Annotated in this window: 16 protein-coding genes and 2 pseudogenes; 7 read left to right on the top strand and 11 right to left on the bottom strand. The window is 74.0% G+C overall.

The features are described from left to right. Positions 1-164 precede the first annotated feature (164 nt). The 5 genes from DK389_RS27130 to cysC all read left to right on the top strand — a co-directional run bounded on the left by DK389_RS27130 (position 165) and on the right by cysC (position 2612). A complete protein-coding gene (locus DK389_RS27130; protein ID WP_109894381.1) occupies positions 165-350 on the top strand; it encodes a YegP family protein in 186 nt (61 codons plus the stop codon). A gap of 172 nt (positions 351-522) precedes the next feature. Next, positions 523-810, top strand: coding sequence for a hypothetical protein (locus tag DK389_RS27135; protein ID WP_109896872.1), 288 nt, complete (start codon positions 523-525; stop codon positions 808-810). Between the two features lie 229 nt (positions 811-1039). Then, the gene (locus DK389_RS27140; protein WP_109894383.1) at positions 1040-1225 is read left to right on the top strand and encodes a hypothetical protein; all 186 of its coding nucleotides are present in this window, start codon (positions 1040-1042) and stop codon (positions 1223-1225) included. Between the two features lie 37 nt (positions 1226-1262). Next, positions 1263-1718: an acyl-CoA thioesterase gene (locus tag DK389_RS27145; protein WP_109894385.1), complete on the top strand. Its 456-nt coding sequence runs from the start codon at positions 1263-1265 to the stop codon at positions 1716-1718. Positions 1719-2024: 306 nt separating this feature from the next. Next, the gene (gene cysC, locus DK389_RS27150) at positions 2025-2612 is read left to right on the top strand and encodes an adenylyl-sulfate kinase (protein WP_418292078.1); all 588 of its coding nucleotides are present in this window, start codon (positions 2025-2027) and stop codon (positions 2610-2612) included. 11 nt (positions 2613-2623) lie between these two features. Here cysC and DK389_RS27155 read toward each other — a convergent pair whose 3' ends face one another. Then, on the bottom strand, positions 2624-4180 hold the full coding sequence (locus DK389_RS27155) for an ATP-binding protein (protein ID WP_109894389.1): 1557 nt from the start codon (positions 4178-4180) through the stop codon (positions 2624-2626). A gap of 322 nt (positions 4181-4502) precedes the next feature. Between DK389_RS27155 and DK389_RS27160 the strand changes: the two genes are divergently transcribed. Further along, on the top strand, positions 4503-5537 hold the full coding sequence (locus DK389_RS27160) for a P1 family peptidase (protein WP_109894391.1): 1035 nt from the start codon (positions 4503-4505) through the stop codon (positions 5535-5537). Between the two features lie 4 nt (positions 5538-5541). On the opposite strand, the gene DK389_RS27165 is transcribed toward DK389_RS27160, so the two are convergent. The 6 genes from DK389_RS27165 to DK389_RS27190 form a co-directional block, all read right to left on the bottom strand. Beyond that, positions 5542-5835 carry a hypothetical protein gene (locus DK389_RS27165; protein WP_109894393.1) on the bottom strand — a complete coding sequence of 98 codons (294 nt, stop codon included), beginning with the start codon at positions 5833-5835 and terminating at the stop codon, positions 5542-5544. A 19-nt stretch (positions 5836-5854) separates the two neighbouring features. After that, positions 5855-6061 (bottom strand): hypothetical protein, encoded by a 207-nt coding sequence (locus tag DK389_RS27170; protein ID WP_109894395.1) that lies wholly within the window; start codon positions 6059-6061, stop codon positions 5855-5857. Between the two features lie 141 nt (positions 6062-6202). Beyond that, positions 6203-6541, bottom strand: a complete 339-nt coding sequence (locus DK389_RS27175) for a helix-turn-helix domain-containing protein (protein ID WP_236960380.1) — start codon at positions 6539-6541, stop codon at positions 6203-6205. 157 nt (positions 6542-6698) lie between these two features. Continuing rightward, the gene (locus DK389_RS27180) at positions 6699-9080 is read right to left on the bottom strand and encodes a hybrid sensor histidine kinase/response regulator (RefSeq protein ID WP_109894397.1); all 2382 of its coding nucleotides are present in this window, start codon (positions 9078-9080) and stop codon (positions 6699-6701) included. A gap of 85 nt (positions 9081-9165) precedes the next feature. Then, positions 9166-10026 (bottom strand): EamA family transporter RarD, encoded by an 861-nt coding sequence (gene rarD / locus DK389_RS27185; protein ID WP_109894399.1) that lies wholly within the window; start codon positions 10024-10026, stop codon positions 9166-9168. Between the two features lie 144 nt (positions 10027-10170). Further along, entirely contained in the window at positions 10171-10461 is a 291-nt protein-coding gene (locus DK389_RS27190; protein WP_109894401.1) for a hypothetical protein, read from the bottom strand. A gap of 420 nt (positions 10462-10881) precedes the next feature. Between DK389_RS27190 and metC the strand changes: the two are divergent. Next, positions 10882-12083: pseudogene (gene metC / locus DK389_RS27195) on the top strand (cystathionine beta-lyase). A gap of 7 nt (positions 12084-12090) precedes the next feature. Here the strand turns inward: metC and DK389_RS27200 are convergent. From DK389_RS27200 to DK389_RS27215, 4 genes and pseudogenes are all read right to left on the bottom strand, one after another. Further along, positions 12091-12695 (bottom strand): annotated as a pseudogene (locus DK389_RS27200) (pyridoxamine 5'-phosphate oxidase family protein). A 1-nt stretch (position 12696) separates the two neighbouring features. Continuing rightward, complete coding sequence (locus DK389_RS27205; RefSeq protein WP_109894403.1) at positions 12697-13026, bottom strand: lipid-A-disaccharide synthase N-terminal domain-containing protein; 330 nt, start codon at positions 13024-13026, stop codon at positions 12697-12699. After that, positions 13020-13811 (bottom strand): glycosyltransferase family 2 protein, encoded by a 792-nt coding sequence (locus DK389_RS27210; protein WP_109894405.1) that lies wholly within the window; start codon positions 13809-13811, stop codon positions 13020-13022. The genes DK389_RS27205 and DK389_RS27210 overlap by 7 nt, the downstream gene beginning before the upstream one ends. Then, entirely contained in the window at positions 13811-15535 is a 1725-nt protein-coding gene (locus DK389_RS27215) for an ArnT family glycosyltransferase (RefSeq protein WP_109894407.1), read from the bottom strand. The genes DK389_RS27210 and DK389_RS27215 overlap by 1 nt, the downstream gene beginning before the upstream one ends. Positions 15536-15658 lie beyond the last annotated feature (123 nt).

Here is a 15658-nt window from a genome sequence, read left to right on the forward strand (position 1 = left end):
GAGAGGTCGAGTGCGCGTGAGCGCACCGGGTGAGGGGCGCGACGTCGCCGGACACGGCGCCCCCCCACCCTGTCCCTCTCGGAACGAGAAGGGACCCGTGCGCGCATATTGCCGAGCCTGCCCGGCGCACCATCTCCTCCGGCGGATCGACACGGGAGGAGCGGATGCGCTTCGAACTCTACCGGGATGGCGTGGGCCGCTGGCGCTGGCGCCTGCGGGTGCAGAACGGCAACGTGATCGCGGATTCGGCGGAAGGGTACGCCCGCCGCGAGGATTGCGAGCACGGGATCGCCCTCGTGAAGACGAGCGGCGGCGCCGCGACCGTCGACATGACGACGAAGATCGCCTGATCCCCCCGATTCACGCATCCGAAACCCTGCCCGCACGGGACCCGCGCGGCGCGATGTCCCGTGCGAAACGGTTCGGGCCGCTCGCGCGTTGGAAGCGACCGGGTTCTCGGGCAGCGTTCCCGGGCTCGAACCGGCCCGCCTGACCATCCGCCGATACCAAGGAGTTGTGAACGTGCTGAGGAAATTCGTCCTGGCCGCCCTGCTGGCCCTAGGCTTCGCCGCCGCGGCCCCGCAGGGAGCCTCCGCCGCGCCCATCGGCCCGGCTCTCGCCCTGCCGAGCGAGGCGGCGCCCGCAATCGCGGAGAAGACGCAGTACTTCTATCGTCGTCCCTATTACGGCCGCCGCTTCTACGGCCCCCGTCCCTATTACGGCCGTCGCTTCTACGGCCCGCGCCCCTATTATGGCCGCCGCTTCTACGGGCCGCGCCGCTTCTACGGCCCGCGCCGGTTCTATTACTGATCGCCGGTCCTGATCACTTGGAGCGCCCCCTCGGCGCGCCTGTCGACCCGGCGGCTCCGCCCGAGCCGCCGGGTTTTTCATGTTCGGTCCTTCATGGCCGGTCCTTCATGGCCGGTTTTCCTGGCCGGCTTTCCTGGCCCGCGCCGACGGCTGCCCGCGCTTCGATTTTTTGGTATCCTGCGGGCACGGGACGGCCGGCGTCAGATCGGGCCACCCGGGAGGAAGCCCGATGAAAGACGCTGCGACCCGTGCGGCTCCGCCGGAGACCCCGCCCCCGCTCCTCAACCGGTTCGCGCCCGAGGCGCCTGCGTCCTCCCGGACCGAGCTCTGGCAGGTCGTCCCCCTCGAATGCGCCGTCTGCGCGCTGGCGGTAATCGCCGCGGCGGGCCTGAAGCTTGCCGGATGGATGCCCTGAGAGGCAGGATGCGGCGACGGGGGAGGACGGGCCGGGCATGGACGGGCTGACGAACGGGCGGAAGGCGGCGGAGCCCCGCGGCGACCTGACGGTGCGCACCATCGCGATGCCCGCCGACACCAACGCCAACGGCGACATCTTCGGGGGCTGGGTGCTCTCGCAGATGGACCAGGCGGGCGGCATCGCGGGCGTCGACCGGGCCCAGGGCCGCGTCGTCACCGTGGCGCTCGACGCGATGACCTTCATCCGCCCGGTGCGCGTCGGGGACGTGCTCTGCGTCTACACCCGGGTCGCGAGCGTCGGCCGCACCTCGATGAAGATCGAGGTCGAGGCCTGGGCGCGCCGCTTCTGCACACAGGTGCGCGAGAAGGTGACCGAGGCGACGCTGACCTTCGTCGCCATCGACGAGGCGGGCCGCCCCCGCCCGATCCCGCCCGACGCACCGGAGAGCCCCAGGGCCACACCCGGGCGCCAGGCGGAGGCCGCGGGCTGAGGGCTGCCAGCCGCGGTTGTGATGCGCGGCGGATACACGCGCAGTGCGATATCGAGACGCCCGGGCAAGGGGCGGTTTCCATCGTAGAACGATTCACTTAGAACTTAGTCCGGCGAGGGCAGAATCGTCTCACCGGAGCGTTTTCGCATGCACGTGCCGAGTTCGAGCAAGGTTTCCCAACCTCGCAAAGCGGACAAATTTCGGATACAAACCGGAAACAATCGCTCTGAACTGACCGTTGTTCGCGCAGATCGCTCCCTTCCTCCCGAACGTCTTGAGAGCACAGAGCTTTCCTCGGACCGCAACCTGACGCGGCACGCCCTTCAACCGCGTGAGAATCGCTGGGCCTGCCTCGGCCAGAAGCCCGTGATCGCGTGGTTCACCGGCCTGTCGGGGGCCGGCAAGTCGAGCATCGCGAGCGCCGTCGACCGGGCGCTGACCGCGCGGGGGCGCGCGACGATGGTGCTCGACGGGGACAATCTGCGGCTCGGCCTCAACCGCGACCTCGGCTTCAGCGCCGGCGACCGGGCCGAGAACATCCGCCGCGCCGCCGAGGCCGCGCGCCTGATGGCGGAGACGGGCCTGATCACGATCGTCTCGCTGATCTCCCCCTTCCGGGCCGAGCGCGAGGCGGCCCGCCAGATCGCGGGCGACGTCCCGTTCCTCGAGATCTTCATCGACACGCCGCTCGCGGTCTGCGAGGCGCGCGATCCGAAAGGGCTCTACGACCGGGCCCGGGCCGGCCGGATCCCCGACTTCACAGGCATCTCCGCCCCCTACGAGGCGCCGGAGCGGCCCGACCTCGTGATCCCGACGCAGGATCGCGCGGTCGAGGATTCGGCGGCCCTGCTGATCCCGGAACTCCTGCGCCTCAGCGCCCTCGAACGCGCCTGACGGCGCGGGCCTCACTCGGCCGCGAACAACCCCCAGCCCTCGGCGGGCGCGGCCTCGGGCTCGCCGTCCGCCGCCTTCGGGTCGCCCGGCGCCGTCTCGCAGCCGAGCGCCGGCAGGGCGACGACGCGATTGCCCCGGAAATCGTTGCGGCAGACGATGGCGCCGCGGCCCTCGACGTAGCCGAGCAGGCGCCGGGCCCGCCCCGGCGAGCGGCTGCCGATCGCCCGCGCGAGCGCCGCGTCGCCCGGGCAGGGCTCGCCGCCGAGCGCGGCGCGGGCCAGCAGCAGGAACAGGCCCTGGACCTCCTCCGGCATGGTCGCGGCGACGCCTTGCGCCTGCGCCCAGCGCTCGTCGGCCTCCGCCGCGATCTCCGCCGGATCGAGGCCGGCCCGGGCGACGCTGAGGGCCCGCCGGAAGGCGGCGAGGCCGACGCTCTCGCCGTCGAGGCCGCGCATCCGGCAGCGGACCAGGAAATCCTGGTAGACGACCGCGACGGGCTGGCCCCGCGCCTCCGGGTCCGCGACGAGGCCACGCAGCACCGCGTCGCAGCCCGCCCGGTTCTCGGCCGCGTCGAGGGCGGGCGCCGGGGCGGCCGGCTCGGGACGGTAGGCGCTCAGTTCCCGCATCAGGTCGGCCGGGCTGACCCGCGGCTGCGGCGCCGGGCGCGGGGCGCGCTCGCGGAGCGCGGGAGCGCTCTCGCCTTCGGCCGGGGTGAGGATCAGGGCCCGCAGATCCGCCTCGCCGGGCTGGGGCAGCGGCACGAGCTTGGGCGAGCCTGCGCGGGAGCCGGTCGCCACCGGGCCGATCCGCAGCGCCAGCGGGCGCCGGCTGAGCGCCGGCCCGAGGGCCACGAACTCGCCGCGGCCGAGATCGCGGAAGCGCTCGGCGCCGCGCCGGTCGAGGCCGAGGAGGTCGGCGGCCCGCGCCATGTCGATGTCGAGGAAGGTGCGGCCCATCAGGAAGTTCGTGGCCTCGGCCGCGACGTTCTTGGCGAGCTTGGCGAGGCGCTGCGTCGCGACGATGCCGGCCAGGCCCCGCTTGCGCCCGCGGCACATCAGGTTCGTCATCGCGCCGAGCGAGACCTTGCGGGCCTCGTCGGAGACGTCGCCGGCGGCGGCGGGGGCGAAGATCTGCGCCTCGTCGACCACCACGAGGACGGGGTACCAATGCTCGCGCTCGGCCTCGAACAGGCCGCCGAGGAAGGCGGCGCAGGCGCGCATCTGCGCCTCCATGTCGAGGCTCTCGAGGTTCACGACCACCGAGACCCGGTGGGCGCGCACGCGCGCGGCGATGGCCTGGAGGTCGGATTCCGCGTGGGCGCCGTCCACCACCACATGGCCGTAGGCCTCGGACAGGGTGACGAAATCGCCCTCGGGATCGATCACCACCTGCTGCACCTGGCCCGCGCTCTGCTCCAGGAGCCGGCGCAGGAGGTGCGACTTGCCCGAGCCCGAATTGCCCTGGACGAGGAGGCGGGTGGCGAGAAGCTCCTCCAGGTCGAGCCGCGCCGGCTCCGGAGCGCCCTGCCCCGCCCCGAGGGTCACCCCCATCTCGATGCTCGATACCATCACCGCTCCGGCTGCGCCGCGACCGAAAAACCCGCCCGCGGCGGGAGCGCCCTCACGAGAGGCGCCCGCCGCGGGGGCCGGACCCTAACACGCGCGAGGGGGCGCCGTTTCCGGCCGGGGCCGGCGCGTCCACAGGTTGGAGCGGGTTATGCGCCGCCCGGACGCGGAGCGGAAAGCGCCGATTCGGACCGTTGTCCTATGATTGTCTGCCTAGGTCTTCTGACCTAGGACTTCACGCTCATAGCTCGGGCGCCCTCGCGCCGGGCGGGCCCGGCATGCGATGCTCCGCCGGACCGGAGAACGCCATGCCCCGGAGAGCGCCATGAGCCGCAACCGCATCACCGACATCCCCGGCCTGCGCGTCGGCCACGCGGGCGACCCGCATCTGGCGAGCGGCACCACCGCGATCCTGTTCGAGAGCCCGGCCGTGGCCGCCGTCGACGTGCGGGGCGGCGGGCCCGGCACCCGGGAGACCGACCTCCTCGACCCCGAACGCACGGTCGCGGGCATCGACGCCCTCGTGCTCTCCGGCGGCTCGGCCTTCGGGCTCGACGCGGCGGCGGGCGTCGTGGCCTGGCTCGCCGAGACGGGGCGGGGCTTCGCAATCGGCCCCGTGCGGGTGCCGATCGTGCCGGGCGCGGTGCTGTTCGACCTCCTCAACGGCGGCGCCAAGGATTGGGGGCGCTACCCGCCCTACCGGGAATTCGGCTACGCGGCGGCGCGCGACGCGGCCGAGGATTTCGCCCTCGGCTCGGTCGGCGCCGGCACCGGCGCGCGCACGGCGAACCTCAAGGGCGGCCTCGGCTCGGCCTCGGCGCGGGTGGCGGGGACGGATCTCACCGTGGGGGCGCTGGTCGCGGTCAACGCCTTCGGCCGGGCGACCGTGGGGGACGGCCCGCATTTCTGGGCGGCGCCCTTCGAGCGGGACGGGGAGTTCGGCGGCCTCGGCTTCCCGGCCCGGGTGCCGGAGGAGGCCCTCGCCTTCCCGGCCCGCGCCCTGCCCGGCGCCAACACCACGCTCGCCCTGGTGGCGACCGACGCGATCCTGACGAAGGCGCAGGCGCGGCGCCTCGCGGTCGCCGCCCAGAACGGCCTCGCCCGGGCCCTCAACCCCGTCCACACGCCGCTCGACGGCGACACGGTCTTCGCGGCGGCGACGGGCCGGGTGCCCCTCGCCGACCCGGTCGTCGACCTCGCCCGGCTCGGGGACGCGGCCGCCGCGACGCTCGCCCGGGCGGTGGCGATCGGCGTGCACGCGGCGGCGAGCCTGCCGGGCTCGGTACCGACCGAGGCCGGGGCACCACCCTCCTATCTCGGCCTGCCGCCGGCGTGGCGCGACCGCTTCGGGAAAGGCTGAGACGTCAGCCGGCGCCCGCAGCCTCCTCCTTGGCGTCCGCGAGGAGTTGGGTGAGGCCGGCATCGACCTCGGCGGCGAGGAGGCGCCGCTCGGCCTCGTTGAGGTCGCCCGCCCAGCCGCGCCGGCCGAAGCCCTCGGCGCAGCGCGCCCGCTCGGATTCGAGGTAGGCCTCGGTCTCCGCGGGCCGTGTCCGCATGGCGTGGACGAGGCCGAACCAGGCGGCGCGCTCCACCACGGCGAGGCGCGCCCGCAGGCGGATGGAAACGGCCCGGTCCGGGTCGATCTCGAGTTCGCTCATGGATTCGTCCCCGGACGGATCAGCGGCGCGGCTCGCAGCGCGTCTTGACGTAGCTGCCCTTGTCGTCGCCGTGGCCGGCATTGGCCGCCAGCACCGGGCCCTGGACGAGGCATTCCTGCAGGGTGTGGGCCGGCCCCGTGATCACGTCGAGGGCGTTCTCGCGGGTGCAGTCCGGGGCCTGGATCGAGGAGGCGCAGACGAGGGCGACGACGAGGATCGGATTCATGACACCTCCCTGGCACCCCGAACCTGGCGCCCCGAACCTGGATTCCAGGCTCGGGCGACCCGCGCGTGCCGGCAAAAGGAAGGGGTCGGGCTGCGCGAAGGTTCCCGCCGCGGCGAGGGGCGTCAGCGTCGCAGGGCGGCTTCACGGCAGCGTCGGGTCCGCGGTGCGCGCCAGCGCCTCCCGGATCGCGGCCGGATTCGTGGCGATCGTGCGCAGCAGGGACCGGCTCGCCCGGTCCGGCTCGGAGCGGCCCTGCTCCCAGTTCCGGAGCGTCGACAGATCGAGGCCGAACGCGGCGGCGAACGCCTCCTGCGTCAGGCCCTGCCGCTCGCGGAGCCGGCGGACGTCGATCCGGTCCGGCGGTCCGTAGGCCGCGACCGCGACCTCCAGCGGATCCAGGTCGCGGCGCAGGCGGTCCCAGTCGTCGAGCCGCGGCAGCACGGCGACCGCGAAGCCCTCGTCGAAGAGCCGCGTCGCCACGATCCGCGCCGCGCGGAGCGACAGGCCGCGCTCGGCCAGGAGCAGGGCGAGGCCCGGCGCGTCAACGCCGTGGGGGCGGCTGCGCAGGGCGACGGTGGCGGGTGACCCGGAGGGGACGCGGGAGACGTCCCGGACCTACGCCGGTCCCCGCCAGCCCTCAAGCCGGTTCGTCCCGCTCCGCGAGCCGGTCGATCAGCCCCTGCATGCCGCTCGGCACCGGGGCCTCGGCCTCCCGGGCGTAGAGGGCGCGCAATTGCCGGCCGATCTCGGCGAGGCTCAGCGAGCCCTTCAGGATCACCCGGTCGGCCTGGGCCGCGAGGCTCGCCTTCTCGGCCTCGGTGATCTCCTTGGCGGTGAGCACCACCACCGGCACGTTGCCGTCCGGGCGCGCCCGCAGGGCCCGCAGGAAGCCGAACCCGTCCATCTCGGGCATCATCAGGTCGAGGAGGATGAGGTTCGGGCGCTCCGCGTCGAAGCGCTCCAGCCCCGCCGCGCCGTTCTCGGCCTCCGTCACGCTCCAGCCGTCGCGGGCGAGCGTCCGGCGCAGCCGGGTGCGGGCATCCGCGTCGTCGTCCACCACGAGGACGCGGCCCTCGACGCCGTTCGGCCGGTAGCGCTCCATCAGGCTCTTCAGGCGCTCCCGGTCGACCGGCTTGACGAGGTAGTCGGTGGCCCCCAGCGCCTGGCCGATCCCCTGCTCGGCCACGACCGAGGTGATGATGACGGGGATGCCGGCGAGGTCCGGGTCGTTGCGGATCGCGTGCAGCACCGCCCAGCCGTCCATGCGCGGCATCTCGATGTCGAGGAGGATCGCCCGCGGCTTCAGCGCCCGCGCCAGCGTCAGGCCGTCCCGCCCGTCATTGGCGGTGCGCACGCGGAACCCCTCGCGCTCGAGGTGGCGCTGCAGGAGCTCGCGCGCGGCCGGGTCGTCGTCGACGAGGAGCACCGCGTCGTGCTCCTCGTGCTCGGGGATCTCGGGCGGCTCCAGCGCCCCCTCGGCCTCAGCCTCGGCCGCGTCCTCGGGCGTCAGCACGGCGGGGAGCCGGATCGTGAAGGTCGAGCCCTTCCCCGCCTCGCTCTCGACCGCGATGTCGCCCCCCATCTTGCGGCAGAAGGCCCGGGTGATGGCGAGGCCGAGCCCGGTGCCGCCGAACTGGCGGGTCGTCGATTCGTCCCCTTGCGCGAAACGCTCGAACAGGCGGCCGATCTGCTCCTCGGTGAGCCCGATGCCGGTGTCGGAGACGGCGAAGCTCAGCCAGTCGGCCCCCGCCTCCGCGTGGCGGCGCACGGTGAGCGTGACGGTGCCGTCCTCGGTGAACTTCGCGGCGTTGCCGACGAGGTTCAGGAGGCACTGGCGGATCTTGGTCTGGTCCTGGTGCATCTCCCCGAGATCGGGGCCGAGGTCGACCGCGAGGCGGTTGCGCTTCTTGCCCACCAGGCTCTCGGTGGCGGCGGTCACGTCCGCGACGAGGCCGTCCACCGCGAAGGTCTCGGCCGAGACGCTCATGCGCCCGGCCTCGATCTTCGAGATGTCGAGGACGTCGTTGATCAGGCTGAGGAGGTGGCGCGCCGCCGTCTCGATCTTGCGCAGGTCCGGCAGGAGCTCGGACTGGCCGAGATCCTCGAGTTCCTCGCCGAGCATCTCGGAATAGCCGATCACCGCCGAGAGCGGCGTGCGCAGCTCGTGGCTCATGTTGGCGATGAACTGGCTTTTGGCGAGATTGGCGGCCTCCGCCGCGGCGCGGGCGCGCTCCACCTCGGCCTCGGCCTCCTTGCGCTCGGTGATGTCGACGTTGAGACCGACCCATTCGCGGATGCTGCCATCCTCGTTCAGCACCGGCACGCCCCGCACCTCGGTGTCGCGCCAGCGCCCGTCGGCGCGGCGCAGCCGGTACTCGACCTGGTAGGGCTTGCGGGACTCCAGGCAGGCGGCCCAGACCTCGGCGGCGTGGGCCCGGTCCTCGGGGTGGACGGCATCGACCCAGCCCCAGCCCCGGTAGGCCTCCTCGCTCTGGCCCGTATAGGCGGCCCAGCGGGGCTGCGGCGGCAGGAGCTCGCCGGCCGCGTCCGTGTTCCAGATCACCGCCGCCGAGGCCTCGACGAGCGCCCGGAACCGGGCCTCGGAGCGGCGCAGGCCGGCCTCCGCGGCGCGGGTGCCCGTGACGTCGGTGTTGGTGCCGTACCAGCGCAGGATGCGCCCGCGCGCATCCCGGTGCGGCAGGGCCTGGGACAGGAACCAGCGGTAGCAGCCGTCGCGGCCGCGCAGCGGGAAGGTGTCCTCCCAGGGCTCGCCCGCGGCGATGGCGGCCCGGTAGCGCTCGGTCACCGCCGCGACGTGCTCGGGGTCGTGGACCGTGCGCCAGCCCCAGTCGCGCATCTCGTCGAAGGTCGTGCCGGTGTAGTCGTACCAGCGCCGGTTGTACCAGACGATGGTGCCGTCGGGCTCGGCCATCCAGGCGAGCTGGGGCAGGGCCTCGGCGAGGTTTCGGTAATCGGCCTCGCCGATCCCGGCTTCCGGTCTCTCGTCCTCTCGGCTCATCGCTCGTCCCGGCACGCGGCTTGCGGACGCCTGCACACGCGTCCGTGAACACCGGATATAGGCCACGCCCCCGCCGCTTCGCGCCTCATTTCGCGGATCCGCGCCGCGCGGCGTGCCAGGAATCGGCGGCGTAGAGGACGAGCGCGATCCAGATCAGGCCGAACAGCGGCACCTGGTGCGGCGCGATCCGCTCGTCGAAGGCGAGGACGCTCAGGGCGAGGAGGCAGGTCGGGGCGAGATATTGCAGCAGGCCGAGGGTGGCGAGCCTCAGCCGCCCGGCGGCGGCCGCGAACCAGATCAGCGGCAGCGCCGTCGTCACGCCGGTCAGCGCGAGGAGCAGGACCGCGCCGGGCTCGCGCGGGCTCGGCTCCGGGGTGAGGATCCAGTAGGCGAGCGCGAAGGGGGCGAGCAGCAGGGTCTCTGCGAGGAAGCCGAGGGTGGGGTCGACCCCGACGACCTTCCGGATCAGGCCGTAGAGGGAGAAGCTGACGGCGAGCGCCAGCGCCACCCAGGGCAGCGTCCCGGCCATGACGACGGCGGTCAGCACCCCGAGGGCGGCGATGCCGACCGCGACGACCTGGACCGGGCGCAGGCGCTCGCCGAGCACCAGCGCGCCGAGGCCGACGCTGACCAGGGGGTTGATGTAGTAGCCGAGGCTCGCATCGAGGAGGTGCCCGCCGTTCACGGCCTGGAGGTAGAGCAGCCAGTTCACGGCGATGAGGCCGGCCGACAGGCCGAGGAGGGCGTGGCGGGGCCGCACGGGCGCCGGCCACGGGACCGGCCGGCGCGCCCGCCAGATCAGCACGAGGGCGAGCGCGAACAGGCTCGACCAGACGATGCGCTGGGCGAGGATGAGGCCGGGGCTCGAGGCCCCGAGCAGCCGGAAATGCAGCGGGACGACGAGGCCCCAGCTCAGATAGGCGCCGAGCGCGTAGACGAGCCCCAACGGTCTCCCCTGCCTGTCTCCCCTGCCGTGCCGGCGCGGCGGTCGCGGGCCCGCCGCCATGGCGGGCGCGGGGAGCCATACAGGGTTTTCGCAGGGTTTTCGCGCGGGAGGCCCGGCCGCGCCCGGCGCCGCCTCAGCGCTGCGTCAGCGCTTCTGCGGCGCGATCGGGTCGCCCCGCATCAGGGCGTGCAGGCGCTCGGTGTCGAACCCGTTCGGGATTCTGGGGGTGGCCTTCGGGGCGGCCTGCGGGGGCGGGACCATCGTCGGCGCCGGCAGGATCGAGCCGGTGGCGGAGGGCTCGGGCGGGGCGGCGCGGACCAGGATCGGGGCGGGCGCGGCGCGGGGATGGGCGAGGCGGTCGGCGCAGGCGAAGCCGATGATGCCCGTGCAGGCGGCGAAGGCGGCGCCGATGGGGAGGAGACGCAGGATACGCAAGGGAAGACCGGTCCCGGATACGCGACAGACGGGCAGAATAGGGACGGCCCGTTAACGAAGCGGAACCCGTACGGCCGCTTCTGCACGCGACGATTGCGTGATGCCCGAGCGATCGTCCGGCCTTGAGCCCCTCCGGGCGAGCGCGATGGCCCGGCAGGCCCGCGTCCAGCACCAGCACCGACCGGATCCGACCTCGGGCAGATCCGCGTATGACGACGCCGAGGTTCAATCTCCGGGATGATCGCGATCAACGTCCCGAAGTCCTCCGAAAGATCGCTCGGGACGCGCCGTGATTCCTCGGCGCGCGAAGGCCGGCCCCGCCGCCGCGGCCCGCCCGCCGGCCCGCCCCCGCTTGACCGCGGCCCCCGCGCCGCGCTTCGGTTGCGCCGCAACAGCCCCGAATCCACGCCCCGAGCCCGCATGTCGAAGACCCCGCCCCGCGACCCCGCCCGCTTTCGGCCGGCGACCCGCCTCGTCCACGCAGGCCGCGACCCGTCCGCCCAGCACGGCTTCGTCAACACGCCGATCTACCGCGGCTCGACGGTGCTCTACCCGACCTACGACGACATCCAGCACCGGCGGGGCCGCTACAATTACGGCACCTCGGCGACGCCCACGATGGACGCGCTGACCGACGCCTGGACGGAACTCTCGGGGGCGGCCGGCACCGTGGTGACGCCCTCGGGCCTCGCCGCCCTGACGGTCGCCCTGATGGCGAGCGTCTCGGCGGGCGACCACCTGCTCGTGACCGATTCCGCCTACCGCCCGACCCGCCAGTTCTGCGACGGGGTGCTCGCCCGCTACGGCGTCGCCGTCGAGTACTACGACCCGACGCTCGGCGCCGGCCTCGCGGCCTTGATGCGGGACACCACGAAGGCCGTCCTCGTCGAGGCCCCGGGCTCGCAGAGCTTCGAGATGCAGGACGTGCCGGCGATCGCCGAGGTGGTCCACGCGCGGGGCGGCACGGTGATCATGGACAACACCTGGGCGACGCCGCTCCTGTTCCCGCCGCACGAGCGGGGTGTCGACATCGCGGTCGAGGCCGGCACCAAGTACCTCAGCGGCGGCTCGGACCTCCTGATCGGGCTGACCTCCGCGAACCGGAAGCACTTCCCGGCGGTGCGCCGCACCTTCGACCATTTCGCCATGTGCGCCGGGCCGGAGGACATCTTCCTGGCGCTGCGTGGCCTGCGCACCATGTCGCTGCGGCTCAACGAGCACGGCCGCCAGGGGCTGGAGATGGCGCGCTGGCTGCAGGCGCGGCCGGAGGTGCTGCGGGTGCTGCACCCGGCCCTGCCGGAGGATCCGGGCCACGCGATCTGGACGCGGGATTTCTCCGGGGCCTCGGGGCTGTTCGGCGTCATCCTGAAGCCGGTGCCGGAGGCGGCGGTCGCCGCCATGCTCGACGGGCTGGAGCTGTTCGGGATGGGCTTCTCCTGGGGCGGCTTCGAGAGCCTCGTCATCCCCTTCGACTGCGCGCCCTACCGCACCGCGACCCGCTGGGCGCCGGGGGGCCCGCCCTTCGCTTCCATATCGGGCTCGAGGACATCGCGGACCTGAAGGCCGATCTCGAGGCCGGGTTCGCGCGGCTGCGGCAGGTGGCGGGGGGTGAGGCGGGCTGAGCCGGGCTCACGGCACCAGCCAGGTCCCGGTCCAGCCGCCCTCCCCCGTCCGCCGCCAGCCGGCGCGGCGATGGCCGCGGCGGTCGAGGTAGAGGAAGTCGAGGCGCTCGGCGCGCAGGACGAGCGCGCAGAAGCGGGACCGCCCGACGTCGGTTGCGTCGCCCGGCTCCGGCAGGGCGTAGGCGCCCCCGCTGGGCAGCGCTGTCCCGGGGCCGGGTCGATGCCGTAGCAGATCCGGCTCATCGGCCGGCTCGCGTCCCAGGCGGCGTCGGCCACCGCGTCGCCCGCGTGCAGCGTGGCCGTCCCCTCGACGCGGATCTGCACCGCGGTCTCGGGATCGTAGGCGTGGAGGGCGCAGGCACCCCGCGCGGCGATCTCGCCCGCCTTGTCCGAGCGCCGGTCGCAGTGGATCCGCAGCGTCCCGGCCCCGCGCTCGACCGCCCGCAGCACCACCGTGCGGACCCGCGGCCGGCCCCCGGCATCGACCGTGGCGAGGCTCGGCGTGTGGAAGGCGGAGCGTCCCCGCTCCACCCCGTCCGCGAGGAGGCTCCAGAGCTCGGCCTCCGCCGCGGCGAGATCCGCGTGGAAGGGCGGGAGCGGCGCGCGCTCCATCTCAGCCGCCCCCGGCGCGGCGGCGCTCGCGGAAGATCAGGGCGAGGTTGCGCAGGTAGATCCCCGTCGAGAGCCCCTGCCCGATGATGATCACCGGCTCCTTGCGCACGAAGCCGTAGGCGAGCGTCATCAGCCCGCCGAGGATCGACAGGAACCAGAACGAGAGCGGCATCACGCTCTTGCCCGCCCGCTCGCTCGCGACCCATTGCAGGATGAAGCGCGAGCCGAACACGAGCTGCGCCAGGATGCCGAACACGAGCCAGAAATCGAAGCGGGTGACGAAGACGTCGTAGAAATAGCCCCGCAGGTGGTCGGAGATCTCGATCAGCACGGCCGTTCTCCCGCCTCCGCCGGCGCCGCGCCCGCGCCGATCTCGGCGACCGCAGGCGTCGGGCGCTTGCGCCGGATCAGCCACCAGACCCCGGCGAGGTCGAGGAGCCCGACCCAGAGCCGGTCGAACAGGCCGTAATTCGAGGCGCCGGTGAAGCGGGGCCGGTCGATCACGTCGCGGTGGACGACGCCGTAGCCCTCGCGGGCGACGAGGGCCGGCATGAAGCGGTGCAGCGCGTCGAAATAGGGCAGGCGCAGGTAGACGGCGCGGCGGAAGACCTTGAGGCCGCAGCCGGTGTCGCGGGTGGCGTCGCGCAGGATGCGCCCCCGCACCCCGTTGGCGATGCGCGATTGAAGCATCTTGAAGCGCCCGTCCCTGCGCCCCGTGCGCTGCCCCTGCGCGAGGGCGGCGGCCGGCCCCGCCTCCTCCAGGGCCGCCACGAGGGCGGGGATGAAGACGGGGTCGTTCTGGCCGTCGCCGTCGAGGGTCGCGACGACGGGGGCCCGCGCCGCGGCGACGCCGCTGCGCACCGCCGCGCTCTGGCCGGCGCTCGCCGCGTGGCGCAGCACCCGCAGCCACGGCCGGGTGGCGCGGGCCTCGGCGAGCCGCTCCGGCGTCGCATCGCTCGAGCCGTCGTCGACGTAGATCACCTCGAAGGGCGCGAGGCCCGCGCAGGCCGTCTCGATCTCGGCGACGAGGCTCGCGATGTTGCCGGCCTCGTTGCGCACCGGCACCACAACCGTCAGGCGGGGTTCGGGGGATGGGTTCAGGGATGCGCGCTCCATCACGGCAGCACCGCGTAGGCCGTGAGGTCGAGCCGCTTGCCGCCGTTGATGTTGAAGCCCGAGACCTGCCCCACGGGGGTCGGCAGCGGCGCGGCGACGGGGACGGGGACGGCGGCCGCGAGGTCGGCCGCGAAGCGCGCCTCGACGAGGACGAGGCGGCAGCCGCCGCCCCGCAGGAAGTCGAGAGCCTGGGATCCGGAATCGAGCATGGTCAGGTCGGTGCCCATCAGGAAGACGAGGCTCGGCTCGCGGTAGCCGAGGCTCGCGACCTGCGGGCTCGGGCAGGGCAGCGCGTCGCGGATCGCGGCGAGCCGGCCCGAGACCTTCAGCGCCGGCAGCGCGCGCTGGGCAAGGCCGAGTACGGAAGGCGTCAGGAGGCAGGCCGACAGGATCGCGATCACGCAGGCGCGCTCGGCCGCCCCGCGGGCGAAGGCCGCGACCGCGAGCGCCGCCAGCGCGCAGGCGGCGATGAGGAGCGGGAGCGCCGCGAGCGGCAGGCTGCGGTCGAGCTTCCAGCCGGCGGCGAGGAGCCCGAGGGTCAGGCCGACCGGGATCAGGAGCAGGAGGAACGCGACCGTCGCGCGCGCCCCGCGCCGGGCGGGGTCGAGGGCGCCGGACTGGAGCGCCAGCGCGGTCAGGATCGCGACCGCCGGCATCAGGGGCAGCACGTAGTGCGGCAGCTTCGTCGGCACCGCCTCGAAGACGAGCCAGGAGGGCACGATCCAGGCGAGCAGGAAGGCGACCGCATCGGTGCCCCGCGCGCGCCACGCAAAGGGTAAGCTCAGCGCCGCGAACGCGGCACCAGGCCAGAAGGTCGCGAAGAAGGCGATCAGGTAGGCGCCCGGCGGTCCCCAGTGCTTCTCCTTGGCGGTGCCGACCTTGCCCAGCATGTCCTTGCCCACCGCCTCCCCGAAGAAGGCGCCGCCGCTCTTCCAGGCGATGGCGAGGAACCAGGGCGCGACGAGGAGCAGGGTGAGGGCGAGGCCGGGGCCGGGGCGGAGCGCGAGCAGCCAGCGCCCGGAGCGGGCGCGGACCGAGAGGACGAGGGCGGCAAGGCCGACGAACATCGGCACCATCGGCCCCTTGACGAGGATGCCCAGCGTCAGGCCGAGCCAGAAGGCGAGGAAGACGGCGCGGCCGAGGGCGCCCTGCCCCCGTTGCAGCCAGGCGCGGGCCAGCGCCCCGAAGGCGGCGGTGGCGGTCGCCGTGAGCACCGCGTCGGTCTTGGCGAGGTGGGCCTCGGCCGCGAGCATCAGGCAGGCGCCGAAGAGCGCGGCGGCGAGGAGGGCGCCCCGGCGCGTGAGGAAGGCGAGCGCCGCCCAGTAGGCGAGCAGCACGGAGGCCGCGGCGCCCAGCAGCGAGGGCAGGCGGTAGAGGCCGATCGCGGTGCGGGCCTCCGGCACGCCGAGCGCCTCGCCCGCGGCGACGGAGGCCGCCTGCAGCCAGTAGATGCCGACCGGCTTCTTGTGGCGCGCCTCCGCCTGGAAGCGGATGTCGACGAGGTCGCCCGTCTCCAGCATCTGCTTCGTGGCCTGGGCGAAGCGGGGCTCGTCCCGGTCCATCGGCTGCAGGGAGGTCAGCCCCGGCAGGAAGCAGGCGAGGCAGAGGGCGAGGAGCAGGGCGCAGGCCCGGGCGTGGCTGCGCTCCCCGAAGGCGAGGATTCGGTCGGGCAGCGGCGCGGAGAGCGCGCCTCGGGCGACGCGGCCGGCGGAGAGGCTCGTCATGCGCGTCTCGTGGTGAGCGTCCCGTCACGGGCTCGCGGCGGGCTCAACGGCGTCGGCCGGCCGGGCAGACCGCCCGCGCCCGGACCGGCGGCCGTGTCGGTGATCCGGCCCGGAATGTCAAAT

It is taken from the genome of Methylobacterium durans, from assembly GCF_003173715.1.
Classification (GTDB): Bacteria; Pseudomonadota; Alphaproteobacteria; order Rhizobiales; family Beijerinckiaceae; genus Methylobacterium; species Methylobacterium durans.